The following is a 14,202-nucleotide window of genomic DNA, read 5'->3' on the forward strand; positions in this document are numbered from 1 at the left end:
GTGTCGTCGACTACTGGCAGTCGAGCGATTCAGCCGACCAGGGCGACTCACGCAGACGGGGCATCGTACGAATCGGGCGAGCTCAAGAGCATCGCCGACCTCGCGGGCGCGAGTGCTGAGGAATCCGTCGTGGTGACGGTGACGACGTGGCCGTCGCGCGAGGCTCGCGATCGCGGAACCGCTGCCGTCACGCGCGATCCTCGCGTTCTCGAGACGCTCGACGAAGACCCCCTCTTCGACGGAGGTCGCGTGATCGGTGACAGCTTCGAGATCGCGATGAGCGTTCAGCAGGAGGAGTGACGGGCTCCGGTTACGGGGTGCAGTAGGCGAGCATCGCGTCGGTCGCCGTGCGCATCTCGGTCGACGCTGCATCCAGGCCCGTGACATCGCCGGTGATGGCCTTCTCGCCCTCGGCGACGAACGCGTCGATGCTCGTCGTCCACGAGTCGCGGAGCGTGACGAACTCGTCGGGGCCGTCGACCCCGCGGATGTTCTCGGCAACCTTCTTGACCTCGTCGAGCGCTGCCTGCGCGGCCTCGGGAGTCGGCGAGCTGACGCTCTCGATCACACCGGTCACCTGCACGGCTTGAGCGGCGACCTGGCCGCAGGCCGCGAGAGTCGACGCCTGCGAGCATCCGGAGAGCAACAGGATGCCGACGGCCAGCGACGCGAGCGCGGGGAGCTTCTTCATGCGAGCCAGGGTATCGAGCCGAGATGTGAGGACTACGACGAGCCCCAGGCGGGGCCGACGAAGGTCACGGGCTTGCCCGCCGCTTCTGCGTAGGCGATCTCGCGGAGCGTCGATTCGCCGTAGTGCTCGCCCTGATTCACGACGACCACTCGATCGGCCAGGTCGATCCTGCGCAGGTGCAGTTCGCCGAGCGCGGCCTTCTGCTCGGTGGTGATCGGGCCGTCGATCTCGGCAGGCATGAGCACGATGACGCCATCGAGCGCCAAACCCCGGCTCACCGCGCGCATCTCTTCGACGAACCGCATGGAGCCGCAGATGCAGACGATCTCTGGGCGGTCAGGCACCGTGTCAGTCTCTCGCCGAACCGCGAACCGCCGGTCCGGGCTCTGCCGGGGATGCGAGCGTCTTGCGACCCGTCCAGAGCGCGGTGAACCCCGCGTAGACGCCGAAGACCACTATGAATCCGAGAACCAGGATCCACGGCCCCGGGCCGTTCTGGTAGAGCAGGCTCAGGTAGATCAAGAAGACTGTGCTGCCCAACGCCCCGCCGAGGCCGGCGCCCGCGATCGACTTCTTCCGCCCGGTTGGCGCGTCGGCGGTGCGGGACGACATGCGCCTGCCGATGTATGCGCCGAGGGCTGCGGTCAATCCCGAAACGATGCCGGTCACGACTGTCGGGACCATGATCAGCAGGATGGTCCAGTTGAGCCCCGCCCGGGAGTCAGGCAGGTTGGCGATATAGATCGCCCCCTGGATGATCAGCATGGTCGCGGTGAAGAGGATGGTCCCGAACACTGTCAGGGGAAGGGTCAGGCTGCGCACGGTCATCGCTTCCCGTACTTGTCGATGACGTCTTTGAGGTTGTCCGCCTGAACGTTCCAGGTCTGCTCTGCCGCCCATTCGGCGCCGGTTGCGGCAGCCTGGTTGGCATTGACGGCGGTTGCGGTCTTCCGCAGCACCCATTCGCCGTCGACCTCGACGATGGAGAACTCGATGGTCGATCCGGGTCCGTCGAAGTAGGCGTCTGAGATGACCGTGAACTTCACGCTCGTGTCGGTGGTCGTGACGACGACGTCACCCGTCTCGTAGATCTCGTCGAAGCCGTTGGTGAGGATGGTGTCGGAGAGAGTGAAGACCGCGCCGTCCTTGAAGGTCTTCGACGAGCCCGACACGTCGAACGGGAACACCTCGGTCGGGTGCTCCTTGAAGAGGTCCATGAGCTCTTCTGCTGTGTAGTCGTCAGTGGAGTACCCGAGGTCGTCGTCGATGACGTATTCGTACTCGGCCTGGTCGAACCAGTATCGAGCTGACGGGTAGTCCTCCGGGTCGACGTCCCAGGTGGTCGCGACGGCGGCGCGGATCTCGGCGAGCACTGCGTCGTCGGCATTGCGCCGCCGGGTGGCGAGCGATTGGAGTTCTGTCACGGCATCCTGCAGATCCTGCTGGGCGCCCCCGCCGCGCTCCGGCCGGAAGGCGCCGGGGTCGTTGACCAGCTGGTCTTGCAGGGCCTCTTGTGCCGCGGTGCGCTTCTCGATCTGCACGGCGGCGAGTTCCTTGATCTCAGAGACCTCGGCCGCATAGCTGATGAGAGCCTTCCGAACCTTCGAGATCGCCTTCTCATGTGCCTTCGACTGGGTGATCAGCGAGGTGAGTTGCGACCGCGCGCCTGACGCCGATTGCCCGACCCACTGGTCGAGGAACACGTCGTCGGCCTTGCGCAGTTCGATGAGGGCGGTGTCGATCTTCTCTTCGACGGTGTTCAGCTGCTCGGCGAGGCCGGTCACGCTTGCGGTGCTGCCGGCGCCGGGGTTGCCTGGAGTCCACTGCGAGCCCATCTCAGTACATCTCCTTGAGCGTGTCGACGAGATCCTCGACCTCACCCTGGCTCTCCGCTTCGTTGCCGCTGAACTCCTCGGCGGTGAGCTCGATGTTGGTGGCCAGCGTCTCTGACGACTTCGCAGCGTTCGCGAGCGACCCTTCCAACAGATCGAGGAAGAAGTCGACGGTCTCGGCGACGAGCGCGCTTCCGCAATTGTCGACGCGGTCGAACCCGTCGTCACCGACGCCCGCGAGTGCGCTTCTTGTGTATCCGGCCGAGCTCTGCATTGCTGACGCGTTGAACGCGAAAATATCCCCCATGCGACGACCCTATCCGTCGAGGCTTCATCATCGCCACGGTGAAGGAAGACCTGTGGGGCCTGGGATGGATGAAGAAACGCCCCTGCCGTTCGGGTCGGCAGGGGCGCGGTCATCACGGTGCTTACTGCACCGACCATCCTCCATCGGATGCCAACACGGCACCGTTGATGTTCACGGCGTCGTCCGACAACAGGAACGTGATCGACGCGGCGAGGTGCTCAGCGGTCGCGACCGTCGGGATCGCCTGCTGGAAGGGGGCCAGGCGGCCGGAGCCATACTCCGACATGTTCGGGGGCATCGGGATGCCGGTGGCGACGCCGCCCGGAGCGACCGAGTTCACCCGGATGCCCTTCGGCCCGTACATGAACGCCGCGGACTTCGTGACGCCGATGATGCCGTGCTTGCTGGCCGTGTAGGCGTTGCCCGAGGAGTTGCCGCGCAGACCCGCTTCGCTCGAGACGTTGAGGATCGAGCCGCGGCCGGCCTTCTCCATGATCGGCAGCACCGCGCGCATGAGCTTGAACGGGGCGGTGAGGTTGATGGCGATGACGCGGTCCCAGACGGCATCCGTCGTCTCGCCCGCAGGGGAGAAGTCGTCGTTGATGCCGGCGACGTTCGCGAGTGCGTCGATGCGGTCGCCCGCGGCGGCGATGACGGCATCGATCGCGTCCTGCTTCGTGAGGTCGCCGGCGACGGTGGTGATGTCGGCATCCGGCAGCTCGGCCTTCAGGGCGTCGAGCTTGTCGGCGGCGATGTCGGAGGCGATGACGCGTCCGCCTTCGCGGGCGATGCGGGATGCGGTGGCCTTGCCGATTCCGGATGCTGCGCCCGTGACGATCACGGTCTTGCCGGTGAAACGGCCGGTGGTGGGCTTCTCGGTCCAGCCCTCGGACTCGTCGGCCTCGGGGATCTCGCCGCCGTTGGCTGCGCGCACGAGGTCATCGACGACGGACTGCGGCAGCTGACCCTGGCTCATCGCGACGAGCTGCTGCAGCGGCAGTCCGAGCACGGGGGTGAGGAGCTCGGGGTCGGCGCCCGTCTGCTCGAAGAGTGCGCGGATGAGTGGCCCGCCGGTCGGGTCGTTCAGCCAGTCGCCGATGGTGGAGTGTGCGGTGAGGGCCATGGTCGAGCTCCTTGAGGGCTGGGGTTTCGCAACGGTGCGTCTATGTATTAGGCAGCTTACGCCTGAGTGCGCTCAGATGGGTGCCAGATGATCCCACCCCTGAGTCGGGCGGGTGGGCGATGAAGATCGGTGCCTGGATGAGCAGCACGACGACGGGACGGGCATGGCGCCAATTTGTCGTATGCTCTTCCACCGTCACCCGTACCTTGTGTCTTATGGCGAAGCGGTGCGCCTACCCGACGGAGTCCGCCCCCGGGAGGTTTAGCTCATGGCCTCAGAGGTGCTTAATCGCCGTACGCACTCATTCTCGAAGCCGCGGGCTCTGGCAGCAGTCGAAACGCGCCCCGCCGTAGGGTGACCATTCTGCTCGATTCGCTGGCACGCATGTAAAATTTCTGATACATACCTTCCTATTTCAGGCCACCAAAGTAGAGGTTCCATGACCACCACCACGCCTCGGCGGGCTCAACGCCTCGCGACTACCGAAAACGTTGTCTGGGCCACTGCTGACAAGTTCCTGCGCAACGTCGTCGAAGAGACCGAGTACGGCGACTACATCCTTCCGTTCACGGTGCTGCGCCGTCTCGAGTGCCTGCTCGCGGATACGAAGACTGACCTCATCAAGGTCGTCGATGGACTGATCGACAAGGACACGCCAGTCCGCTTCATCGATGCCGAGGTCAAGCGCCGTTTCGGCTTGAGCTTCTACAACACGTCCTCGCTAAGCCTCGAAGCGATCGCGGCGACCGACGACCACGTTGAGGCATCCGTCCTCGACTACGTCGCCGGTTTCTCTCACAACATCGCCGACATCTGGACCTCGTTCGAGTTCCCGCGCCTCGTGAAGAAGCTCGCGGACGCCAACACGCTGCACCAGGTCGTCCGCCACTTCTCGACTCTGGACCTCTCGGCTGACTCGATGTCCAACACCGCCATGGGTGACCTGTTCGAGAACGTTATGTACCGTGCCTTCGACAAGAAGGGCAAAGCGGCCGGTGCCTTTTACACCCCGCGCGATGCGATCAAGCTCATGGTTGACCTGCTGTTCGCGTCCGACGAGGAGACCCTCACCGGCCAGAACACGACTCGCTCGATCTACGATCCGACTGCCGGCTCCGGCGGCATGCTGCTCGTCGGCAAAGACCATCTCACCGAACTGAACCCTGACATCGAAGTGAATCTGTTCGGTCAGGAACTCATGGACTCGGCATTCGCGCTCGGTAAAGCTGACCTGCTGATTCAGGGCGGGCTGCCAGACGCGATCCGCCAGGGCGACACTCTACTGCGCGACGAATACGCCGACCGTCAGTTTGACTATGTGCTCTCGAACCCTCCCTTCGGTGGCGACTGGGAGAAGCAGTACAAGAGCGTCGTCGAGCAGTCAAACGTGCCCGGCTCGCGCTTCTCGCACGGTCTGCCGAGCAAGTCCGACGGCCAGATGCTCTTCCTTGCGCACTGCGCCTCGAAGCTCGCTCCTGCCGGCAAGGCCGGACACGGCGGTCGTGCTGCCGTGGTCTCGAACGCCTCGCCGCTGTTCAATTCCGACAAGGGCCCGAACGCGATCCGGCAATGGCTCTTCGACGAAGATCTGATCGACGCGATCATCGCACTGCCGACCCAGATGTTCTACGGCACTGGCATCGCCACCTATGTGTGGGTCCTCGACACGAATAAGACCGCCGAGCGTCAGGGCAAGATCCAGCTGATCGACGGCTCCGGCCTCTGGGACCCGATGAAGAAAGGCATGGGTGACAAGCGTCGCCGCATGAGCAAGACCAAGCGCCAGCTGGTGCACCAGGCGTACAAGCAGTTCGAGGAAGCAGATCCTGCGATCTCGCGCGTACTAACCAAGGCTGACTTCATGTTCCGCGACGTGACAGTGTTCAAGCAGGCGCGTCTGGCGACGGTGTTCACCGATGGAGCTCTCGAAGCCATCGCCGAGCACAAGAGCTACACCGACGCGCACGCCGACATCATCCGCGGCCTCGACGGGATCGAGTGGAACAGCCTGCCGGTACTCTTCCCGCAGCGCTGCAAGAGCGCCGGCCTCAAGGCACCCATCGGTCTGGTGGACGCTGTGGCAGATGCCCTCGGTATCCAGGACAACACAGCCCCTCTGGCGATCGATCGCAAGGGCAATCCTGTGTTTCTGGACGGCTGGAAGATCACCGAACGTGTGCCGATGAGCGAAGAGCTCGACGAACACATGCAGCGCGAGGTGCTGCCGTTCGCAGAAGGCGCTACCTGGGACGAGAAGAAGGCCAAACCCGGCAACGAGATCCCCTTCACGCGCATCTTCTATGTGCCCGAGGAGCCGCGCCCGCTCGAGGAGATCGATGCTGACGTTTCGCGCCTAATGGGCGAGCTGGTCGAGATGTTCGAGGCGGTGCACGAAGGATGAGTAAGACGCCGGATTGGACTCAGATGCCGTTTTGGTCGCTGTACAAGCGAGGCAAGAAGGTTGGATATCCGACAGAAGAACTGCTATCTGTCTATCGGGACCATGGTGTGATTCGGAAGTCCGATCGCGACGACAACTGGAATCGCCCAGGCGAGGACATGTCTGCGTACCAGCTTGTGGAACCAGGTGACCTCGTACTCAACAAGATGAAGACCTGGCAGGGATCGCTAGGGGTCTCTGCGTACCGAGGAATTGTCTCTCCCGCCTACTTCGTCTACAAGCCGCAGACAAATCACAACTCGCGGTTCATGCATTATGCACTGCGCTCAGACCACTACATCAAGTTCTACGCGAGCATCTCGAAAGGTGTGCGCCCGAACCAGTGGGATCTTCAGCCTGAACAACTCGATGTCATGAGCGTCAACTTGCCCGATCTCCCGAGTCAACAACGCATCGCCGACTACCTCGACCGCGAGACCGGCGAGATCGACGCGATGATCAAGAAGATGGACGAGCTGTCGAGGCAGCTAGAGGTGCGGCGTGATGCGGTGTGGGGTACGGAATTCGAGGCTGCAATCGAAGCCGGCTCCGCTGTAAGGCTTAGCTTGCTGATTGACTCGATTGCTGACGGTCCGTTCGGATCGTCGCTTACCTCGTCTCACTATTCAGAAGATGGCGCAAGAGTCATCCGCTTGGGAAACCTTGGGATTAACGCCTTTCGTGATGACGATAAGGCATTCATTCCTCTTGCATATGCGGAAAAGCTCAGTTCTCACACAGTCATTCCTGGAGACGTTGTAGTCGCCGGCCTAGGTGACGAGCGTATGCCCCTCGGTCGGGCAGCTGTTCTTCCCGACATTGGCCCAGCGATCGTTAAGGCTGACTGCTACCGCGTTCGCCCGAACGAGTTGGTGAGATCAAGTTACTTGGCTTGGGCGCTATCCGCGCCGCAGTCCCGAGACCAGTTCAAGCTTCTCTCCCGAGGAACAACTCGCGCCCGGTTGAACACCAAGGTCGTTCAAGAAGTTCGGTTGCCTCTAATCTCGGCTGAACAACAAGACCAGCTCGTCGAACGCCAGGCCCTGTTGACCAGCAAGATCGATGCGATGCTGGCCAAGGTTGCCGCACTCAAATCCCTTCTCACCGAACGCCGTGCGGCACTCATCACTGATGTCGTCACCGGTCGAAAGGAAGTGGCATGACCCACCACCAGATTCTCGAGCACGAGTTCGAGTCAAATCTCTGCGATGAACTGGCCGAGCGCGGCTGGCTCTATGAGAACGTCGGCGATCCGAACGTCGTCGGCTGGGACATCGCCCGGGCAATGGTGCCAGCTGATGTGCTGCACTGGCTCGCGACCCAGTACCCGGACGAGTACGAGAAGGCGGTGCCCTCGGACCTCACCAACGGTGCGCTGGACCTCGCGCGGCGCAAATTGCTCGACCACGTCATCAAAGAACTGGGCAAGATCACGAAGATGGACCCGATCACCGGGCACCCTGTTGGTGGCCTGCTCGGTGTGTTGCGTCGCGGCTTCAAGTTCGCGCAGATCGGACGCCCGGCGGCGAGCTTCGGCCCGTTGATGGAGTTCCCTCCGGAGAATCCGAATCTGCTCAGCGTCATCGAGCAGTCGGATGCCGTGCGTCTGCGAGTGCTGCGTCAGGTGCGTTTTGATACGCAGACCAACGAGACCATCGACGTCGTGCTGTGCGCCAACGGTCTGCCGGTGGCCACGCTCGAACTGAAGACCGACAACACGCAGACCGTCAATCATGCGATCACCCAGTACAAGAATGACCGCGTGCCCGGACCGACCCGCGCACTACTGCAGCCGGGGCGCGCGCTCGTGCACTTCGCGGTATCGAATGACCTCGTGTACATGACCACCAAGCTGCAGGGCGCGGACACGTTCTTCCTGCCGTTCAACCAGGGTACAGACGGCCACGCGGGCAACCCAGCCTCGGAGACCGGCTCGGCGAGCAACTACCTGTGGCGAGAAATTCTCGCCCGCCCGACGTTCATGCGCATCATGAAGAACTTCGCGCTGTTCGAGCCAAACCGTTCGAAGAAGGGTGACGGGCGTCTGGTCTTCCCGCGCTTCCATCAGCTGCGCGCTGTCGAGCGCGTCGTCGCTGACATCGAGCAGCAGGGCGCCGGCGGACGATACTTGATCTGGCATTCGGCCGGATCCGGCAAGACAAAGACCATCGCCTGGCTCAGCCACCGCCTGATCCGCCACGTCGGCATAGATGCCCAGTCGACGTTCGACTCGGTCATCGTCGTCACCGACCGCACCGTGCTCGATGAGAACGTGCGCGACGACATGAACCTCGTGCAGTCCAGTGCGGGCCTGGTCGTCAACATCGGGGACGCGTCTGGCGCGAAGTCTGCGCAGGTCAAAGATGCGCTGCTCGAGGGCAACCACATCATCACCTGCACCTTGCAGACCTTCCCGCACGTGATGAACCTGATCGAAGACACCGCTGATCTGCACGGCCGTCGCTGGGCCGTCGTCGCTGACGAGGCGCACTCCTCGCAATCCGGCTCGACGGCCCGCGCGCTCAAAGGCCTGCTCGTCGATCTCGACCTCGACCCGAACGAAGAGCTCAGCGCCGATGACCTCTTGGCTGCTAGGGACTCTGCGATCGCGGCGAGCTCGAACATCACTTTCATCGCCCTGACCGCCACGCCGAAGGCGAAGACTCTGCGACTGTTCGGAGCCCAGGTGCCTGGGGAGGAACGCTGGGAGGCGTTCGACACCTACACGATGGCGCAGGCGATCGAAGAGCAGTTCATCCTCGATGTGCTGACGAACTACTCGACCTACGACATGTTCCTGCGGGTGAAGAACACCCTCGACGCAGAAAAAGAAGACACCGAGGTTGAGACCGGGCGCGCGGTGAAGGAGATCGTGCGCTTCACACGGCTGCACCCCACCGCGATCGCACAGAAGGTACAGGTCGTCGTTGAGCACTTCCGCCGCAACGTCGCCCACATGCTGAACGGTCAGGCCCGCGCCATGGTCGTCACCTCGGGGCGTAAGGAAGCAGTCCTGTGGTCGGAGAAGATGAACGCCTACATCGCTGACAAGGGCTACACCGGGCTCGAGACCCTCGTCGCGTTCTCCGGCTCTGTCAAGAACGATGCCGGCGAAGAAGTCACCGAAGTCTCGATGAACGCGCTGAGCGACGTCGCGCGAGCCTTCCGCGAAGAAGACGACTATAAGGTGTTGATTGTCGCGAACAAGTTCCAGACAGGTTTCGACGAGCCTCGCCTCATGGCGATGTATGTCGACAAGGTCCTCAGTGACATCGCCACGGTGCAGACGCTGTCGCGCTTGAACCGCATGTATCCGGGCAAGTCTGCTCCGATGGTCGTGGATTTCGTCAATTCACCTGAGGACATTCAGAAGGACTTTGCCCGGTACTACACCGACGCGCACGTCGAGGGTGAAGTCGATGCGAACGCTCTGTACGAGCTCGCCGAGCGCTTGGATGCGGTGGGTCTCTACACCGAGGCCCAGATGCGCGCTGTTGCTCATGCTTACATGGAAGAACTCGGGGGCGAGGCGATCCAGGCCGCGCTCGGACCGATCAAGTTCGCCTGGAGCCAAGGGCTGCGGCAGGCGCGTCTCTCCAAAGACAAGGTCCGCACCGAGGAGCTGAAGCAGTTTCGCTCGGACGCGATCAGCTACCGCAACGCCTGGCAGTTCCTCTCGCAGATCGTCGACTACGACGACGAGGATCTCCGCCTGCGCGCGGTGCTCATGACGCTGCTCGCCCGCAACCTGCATCTGACGCCCGAGGAGTACGACAGCAGCTACATGGACGGTGTGCAGCTCGGGGGAGTGAAGCTCGTCCCTGACAAGGTGAACGCCGACTTCCGAGTGGACTACATCACCGACAGCGGTATCGCCATCGAGCTGCCAAAGTTCACCACCGAGCCCGGCGGGGTCGGCTCGAAGGCCCGGGGTCCTCTCGACGAGGCGATCAAAACGGTCAACGAGCTCTTCAGCGACAAGGGCATCGACGCGGACCCTGGCAGCATCGCCGGTTTCATCACCGCGTACTGGGGGTTCCTCGACGCGGACGACGAAGCCGTGGCCATGGCCAAAAGCAACAGCGTCGAGCAGTTGAAAGGTTCGACGAAGTTCTCTGACGCCAGCGACTATGCGATGTTCCAGGCATTCCAGAACACTGATGAGATCAAGAAGGCGCTCGCTGATCCCGAGGTGCTTGCCGCGCTGCTCGCCATCACCGCTGAGAAGATGCACGGAGAGCATCACACCGCCGCCGATGACGACGCCAAGCCGGATCGAGATAAGGCCAACGATGATGGCTGATCAGCGTGCTGTCATGATCGAGATCGCACAGCGTGTTCGCGAAGCTCGTTTGGCGGTGCAGTTGAGTCAAAGTGAGCTCGCGGACCGCGCTGAGGTCTCGAGGCCATCTGTGGCCCGCGTGGAGCGCGGCGATGACGTCAACACGGCGACCCTCGGCAAGATAGTTACGACCCTGGGGCTAGTGCTCCAAGTGAAAGACCAGGCTGACTAGAGATCGTGACCGCGCATCCGCGTCAGCAGTGTTACCACGTTCTGCAACGTTTGATCCCCGCCCCAGTGGTCAGCATGCGCGCCCCAACGTCACATCCCACGGACGGTCGGTCCGCGCATCGAATCCTTCTGTGAAGGCACGACGCAAATCCGGCGCGTCGATTCAAGAACGAGAGTGAGAAACCGCCCGCGGTGCGGCGGAAACCGTCAAGGCCGTCGCAGCATCGGGAACGAAGATGCGACAGAAATAGGAGACCGACGCTCCGAGCGGGAAGCTCCGCCTGACTCCGGCCTATGGCGCCTGCGGTTTCGCTGTCGAGCGAGCCGCGTGTGCTTGTCTCGCTGACGCCGAGCGCTCGCACTGAGAGCTTCGGTCTTTCGTTCAAGTCGACACGAACGCCAGCGCACGCGGCCACATGTGGGACACCCGTATTCTGGTCTCGCCTGAGAGGAGAATCAATGGCGACAATTCAGAAGACTGTTCGCTTCTACGACACCGTTCTCATCGACGAGAAGGACGTTCGCAAGAGCGTGGAACCGGACTTCTGGTCCTCGGTGATCGATGCCTTCGCGACGTGGGACTTGAAAGCGCGCAGCGGGAAGGTCTTCGAGGTCGACTACTTCGTTCGGTCTGTTTCGCCGATGAGGCCGGCACTACCTCACCTGCAAATCGAGCGCATCCGGGATCTCGCTGAACAGCTCAATCGCTCCAACCTCGCCAACGGCGATGTCGAGCCGCTGGACTTCGATGATCCCGACGATCGAGTCTCGGAGCCTACGTTCGTCGTGCCCTTTGGTGCACACGGCCGGGTGGCGGTGATGAGTCCGGCAGTGCAGGGAACTCGTTCCGAGACAATCTCGCGCTGGCTCACCCTTGTGCTCGGGCTGGTGGCCAAAGGGTATTCGCTGGAGCTAGTCCCAGTCGTCGATCCGGATGTCCTCAAGAAAATCATGGATGCCGAGGGCGCGGTCATGCTCGAGGTTCACGTGGACGCGGGGGTGGCAGTTCCAGCAACTGGGGGCGGGCCGGTGGGTGATGCTTTCCGCAACGCACAGCATCAGTCACTCGATGAAGCTCGCATGGTGTTCCGTTGGTCTCTCGATCGCTCGGGCGGAACCAAGCCGGTTCGAGATGCACTTCGAAAAGGCGCGCTCTGGGTAGTGCGCAACACCTTTAGTTCGAACGCGAAGGTCAAGCTCGCAGACATCGACAACGAAGGTCGGTTGGTTCGCGACGAGGCGCGCAGTATCTTCAAGGATAGGATCACGAAGAACGTCACGTTTCAGACTGCCGCCGGACAGCGAGCTACCGACGAGGCCATCCTTACGGCTGTAGGCAAGGCGATCACGGAATTCACTCGAGGCGGCTCAACCATCGGCCTTCAAGCAGCAGGCACCACCGGTACTGCGAGGATCTCCATCGAGCGCGGCAAGGACGGCGACGGGCGCTAGTGTCCTACCTCCGGCGTAGTCTCGGTCTCTTCAGAAGGAGTGGATCGTGAAGTTGCTCAGAACCATCGGCGGCTGGTTCGCCAACTACCCGTTGTTCGTCAGCATGCTCATCATCGGTCTCGTGATTGCGCACTTCGCTGCTTCCCAGCGGTGGCCCGTTCTCAACGTCTCGGCGGCCTTGGCCGTGACCTCGGCCGGAGACGTTAAAGGTACGCTGACGGCGTTAGCACTAGGCGTCGCGGGCGTAAGTGCAATGGTCGGTGGCTTCGCCGGAGTAGTCGTCGTGTTCGGTCTTGGAAGCGAGAACGACCGGTTCCGCCTTCTGCGGCGCAAGGGGTCGCGTCGACTGCGCGCGAATTGGGTATCCGTTGTCCTGAGTTCCTTCACCGGCGCGTTTGGAGCGCTCGTGGCGGCGGTGATCGTGGTTGGGTTCGGCGCCGAGCCCGGTATGTGGGTGCTGGAGGCATGTCTCCTGGTAACCGCGCATGCCGCGGTTCGGCTAACGTGTCTCCTGGCAGGCCTCGCTGGCATCGTCGATGCGGAGGACGATGACCATGCTCGCAATACCAACACGGTGCCGACTACCGATCTCATTGGGGATGCGCCCCCGCCCCGGTAGGCGTACATTTCGTGCGTGCCGCATCAGTTGCGGTTTCGCCGCCAGTATTCTGAGCGGGTGAACGCGGAACCAAACCCTCCTACTGCCTGGTACGACCGACCCCTGGTGTCGAACGTGCTAGGCGGAGCGGTCGTCGGTTTTCTGGTCTGGTTTGTCCCGTGGCTGATTTCAGAGTCCACGAAGGCGAGGGTCTCACTCTTGGCCTACGTCTCGGTCGGGGTTGGCGGACTCATCTTGGGTTCGGTGCTGATTCCCGTGTGGCGCCGCGCCACCTGGGTGAAGCTGCAGACGTTCTTTAAGTGGGCATCGGCAATTAGACCCGTCACTGCGCGTAAGCGGCAATCGCTGATCGACTCCGGTTACTCCAAACGGCAGATGGAACTGATCAAAGCGCGCGAGGACTCGAAGCAACCCCGTTGGAATGTCCGGGCGGAGGATCATCTGCCCGGCGACCCAGCCTTGCATTGGCTCCGCAACCAGGGCTACGAGGTGGCGGATGTCGAAATCACGACCGATCCAGCCGAGTTCATCCTGGGCGGAGAAGTATTCTTCGCCGGTGTGTTCGGAAGCCTTACCGGCAAGCCCTTCCAAGGCTCGCCCACGGAGAAGGGACTTCGCGACGGGGTCACCTTTCACGTGAGCTGGTGGGATCAGAGCGGTCTTAAGTATGAGCGGGATTTGTTCGAGGCTCCGAAAGAAGTTTGGGGACACCAGATCCGCGCGGTCGTGCTTGCGCATGAGAAGGCCCTCAGAGACAAGGACACCGAAGTCAAGAAACTTCGAGAGCAAATCGCTAGCGCTGCGGCCGCGAACGAAACCAAGAGTCAACAGGGCAAAGACTTGGTGGAGAAGATTCTGAATAGCCCGACAAAGCCCCCACTGCCGTTGCCTCGTTGGATGATCGCGCCCGCCCCGTCGGGGAAGAGGGGCGAGTACGTGCTCCGTAACTCCGTACCTAGAAGCGTGGCAAAAGAGGTCCGACTCGAGGCTGAGGCAGAGTTCAAGATCATCAGTGCCGGTCATTGGAAGGATCTTTCGGGCACCGAGGAGAAGGGTGCGGTTGGCGAGTTCGTCGGCGTCTTCACGTCTCAGGGCGAGACATTTGGTGTTCGATTCCTGGTCGGATGGTACGACGAGCACGCGAAGTACAAGACTCGTTCGCTCTTTCTCGGTGGACCGAATGAGACCAGTAAACTCGTGGATCCGATCTCGATCTAGGCTGCGC

The 14,202-nt window shown here is 62.3% G+C and carries 14 protein-coding genes; 8 read left to right on the top strand and 6 right to left on the bottom strand.

All coding sequences use genetic code 11. The features are described 5' to 3' along the window. Positions 1-300 (top strand): DUF1428 family protein, encoded by a 300-nt coding sequence (locus MRBLWH13_RS17205; RefSeq protein WP_341956127.1) that lies wholly within the window; start codon positions 1-3, stop codon positions 298-300. Positions 301-310: 10 nt separating this feature from the next. Here MRBLWH13_RS17205 and MRBLWH13_RS17210 read toward each other — a convergent pair whose 3' ends face one another. The 6 genes from MRBLWH13_RS17210 to MRBLWH13_RS17235 form a co-directional block, all read right to left on the bottom strand. Further along, complete coding sequence (locus tag MRBLWH13_RS17210; RefSeq protein ID WP_341956128.1) at positions 311-691, bottom strand: hypothetical protein; 381 nt, start codon at positions 689-691, stop codon at positions 311-313. Between the two features lie 32 nt (positions 692-723). Further along, positions 724-1,035 (bottom strand): hypothetical protein, encoded by a 312-nt coding sequence (locus tag MRBLWH13_RS17215; RefSeq protein WP_341956129.1) that lies wholly within the window; start codon positions 1,033-1,035, stop codon positions 724-726. A 4-nt stretch (positions 1,036-1,039) separates the two neighbouring features. Beyond that, complete coding sequence (locus tag MRBLWH13_RS17220) at positions 1,040-1,519, bottom strand: hypothetical protein (protein WP_341956130.1); 480 nt, start codon at positions 1,517-1,519, stop codon at positions 1,040-1,042. Beyond that, a complete protein-coding gene (locus MRBLWH13_RS17225) occupies positions 1,516-2,526 on the bottom strand; it encodes a hypothetical protein (RefSeq protein WP_341956131.1) in 1,011 nt (336 codons plus the stop codon). Before MRBLWH13_RS17225 ends, MRBLWH13_RS17220 begins: the two co-directional genes overlap by 4 nt. 1 nt (position 2,527) lies before the next feature. Next, positions 2,528-2,830, bottom strand: a complete 303-nt coding sequence (locus MRBLWH13_RS17230; RefSeq protein WP_341956132.1) for a hypothetical protein — start codon at positions 2,828-2,830, stop codon at positions 2,528-2,530. 121 nt (positions 2,831-2,951) lie between these two features. Beyond that, positions 2,952-3,953 carry an SDR family NAD(P)-dependent oxidoreductase gene (locus MRBLWH13_RS17235; protein WP_341956133.1) on the bottom strand — a complete coding sequence of 334 codons (1,002 nt, stop codon included), beginning with the start codon at positions 3,951-3,953 and terminating at the stop codon, positions 2,952-2,954. 439 nt (positions 3,954-4,392) lie between these two features. On the opposite strand from MRBLWH13_RS17235, the gene MRBLWH13_RS17240 reads away from it, so the two are divergent. The 7 genes from MRBLWH13_RS17240 (at position 4,393) to MRBLWH13_RS17270 (ending at position 14,195) form a co-directional block, all read left to right on the top strand. Beyond that, entirely contained in the window at positions 4,393-6,354 is a 1,962-nt protein-coding gene (locus tag MRBLWH13_RS17240; protein WP_341956134.1) for an N-6 DNA methylase, read from the top strand. Further along, on the top strand, positions 6,351-7,556 hold the full coding sequence (locus tag MRBLWH13_RS17245; protein ID WP_341956135.1) for a hypothetical protein: 1,206 nt from the start codon (positions 6,351-6,353) through the stop codon (positions 7,554-7,556). Before MRBLWH13_RS17240 ends, MRBLWH13_RS17245 begins: the two co-directional genes overlap by 4 nt. Further along, a complete protein-coding gene (locus MRBLWH13_RS17250; RefSeq protein ID WP_341956136.1) occupies positions 7,553-10,696 on the top strand; it encodes a DEAD/DEAH box helicase family protein in 3,144 nt (1,047 codons plus the stop codon). The genes MRBLWH13_RS17245 and MRBLWH13_RS17250 overlap by 4 nt, the downstream gene beginning before the upstream one ends. Before the next feature lie 13 nt (positions 10,697-10,709). Next, a complete protein-coding gene (locus tag MRBLWH13_RS17255) occupies positions 10,710-10,907 on the top strand; it encodes a helix-turn-helix transcriptional regulator (protein WP_341956137.1) in 198 nt (65 codons plus the stop codon). A 458-nt stretch (positions 10,908-11,365) separates the two neighbouring features. Further along, positions 11,366-12,358 carry a hypothetical protein gene (locus MRBLWH13_RS17260; protein WP_341956138.1) on the top strand — a complete coding sequence of 331 codons (993 nt, stop codon included), beginning with the start codon at positions 11,366-11,368 and terminating at the stop codon, positions 12,356-12,358. Between the two features lie 46 nt (positions 12,359-12,404). Further along, on the top strand, positions 12,405-12,977 hold the full coding sequence (locus MRBLWH13_RS17265; protein ID WP_341956139.1) for a hypothetical protein: 573 nt from the start codon (positions 12,405-12,407) through the stop codon (positions 12,975-12,977). 15 nt (positions 12,978-12,992) lie between these two features. Beyond that, positions 12,993-14,195, top strand: coding sequence for a hypothetical protein (locus MRBLWH13_RS17270; protein WP_341956140.1), 1,203 nt, complete (start codon positions 12,993-12,995; stop codon positions 14,193-14,195). Positions 14,196-14,202: the final 7 nt, after the last annotated feature.

It is taken from the genome of Microbacterium sp. LWH13-1.2, assembly GCF_038397735.1.
Classification (GTDB): Bacteria; Actinomycetota; Actinomycetes; order Actinomycetales; family Microbacteriaceae; genus Microbacterium.

Bases quoted from the DNA above. Each gene is read 5' to 3' on its own strand.
- MRBLWH13_RS17210 (WP_341956128.1), bottom strand. From the start codon at position 691: ATGAAGAAGCTCCCCGCGCTCGCGTCGCTGGCCGTCGGCATCCTGTTG.
- MRBLWH13_RS17220 (WP_341956130.1), bottom strand. From the start codon at position 1,519: ATGACCGTGCGCAGCCTGACCCTTCCCCTGACAGTGTTCGGGACCATC.
- MRBLWH13_RS17225 (WP_341956131.1), bottom strand. From the start codon at position 2,526: ATGGGCTCGCAGTGGACTCCAGGCAACCCCGGCGCCGGCAGCACCGCA.
- MRBLWH13_RS17230 (WP_341956132.1), bottom strand. From the start codon at position 2,830: ATGGGGGATATTTTCGCGTTCAACGCGTCAGCAATGCAGAGCTCGGCC.
- MRBLWH13_RS17235 (WP_341956133.1), bottom strand. From the start codon at position 3,953: ATGGCCCTCACCGCACACTCCACCATCGGCGACTGGCTGAACGACCCG.
- MRBLWH13_RS17240 (WP_341956134.1), top strand. From the start codon at position 4,393: ATGACCACCACCACGCCTCGGCGGGCTCAACGCCTCGCGACTACCGAA.
- MRBLWH13_RS17245 (WP_341956135.1), top strand. From the start codon at position 6,351: ATGAGTAAGACGCCGGATTGGACTCAGATGCCGTTTTGGTCGCTGTAC.
- MRBLWH13_RS17250 (WP_341956136.1), top strand. From the start codon at position 7,553: ATGACCCACCACCAGATTCTCGAGCACGAGTTCGAGTCAAATCTCTGC.
- MRBLWH13_RS17255 (WP_341956137.1), top strand. From the start codon at position 10,710: ATGATCGAGATCGCACAGCGTGTTCGCGAAGCTCGTTTGGCGGTGCAG.
- MRBLWH13_RS17260 (WP_341956138.1), top strand. From the start codon at position 11,366: ATGGCGACAATTCAGAAGACTGTTCGCTTCTACGACACCGTTCTCATC.